At 45.7% G+C, this 337-nt stretch carries 1 pseudogene; it reads right to left on the bottom strand.

Annotation, left to right across the window (positions count from 1 at the left end):
• Positions 1–53: 53 nt before the first annotated feature.
• Positions 54–337, bottom strand: a pseudogene (locus GNY06_RS02285) (IS1380 family transposase); the annotation flags it as partial.

The following is a 337-nucleotide window of genomic DNA, read 5'->3' as shown; positions in this document are numbered from 1 at the left end:
CCCACCATGCGACTTGAGGCAATACGCAAAATCACGACCATAAGTTGTCGGTGTCATCCAAAGTCATTCTGGAACACATCAGCATAAGCGTTGTTGCATGAATAGATATTCAGCACATACTGCCTTGATGTCCTGACCCATTTGGCTGGCACAGAGATGAACTTGAAGACAAAAGCCTTTATGCGACTCGTTTTCTTGAGCCCAAAAGCCTTGGTGTCAAGCCTGCTCATGATGGTCTTGTAGAAATTGTGTATCAATGCAGTAAGCAGAAGAAAGACAGTATTCTCCGCCATGAATGACTTGGGGAGCCTGCTCCAACCGAATCCGTTGTTCATGT

This window comes from Elizabethkingia argenteiflava, from assembly GCF_009904105.1.
Lineage (GTDB): Bacteria > Bacteroidota > Bacteroidia > Flavobacteriales > Weeksellaceae > Elizabethkingia > Elizabethkingia argenteiflava.
The sequence above is the reverse complement of the archived record's forward strand: the minus strand, read 5'-3'. Positions and strand labels throughout refer to the sequence as shown.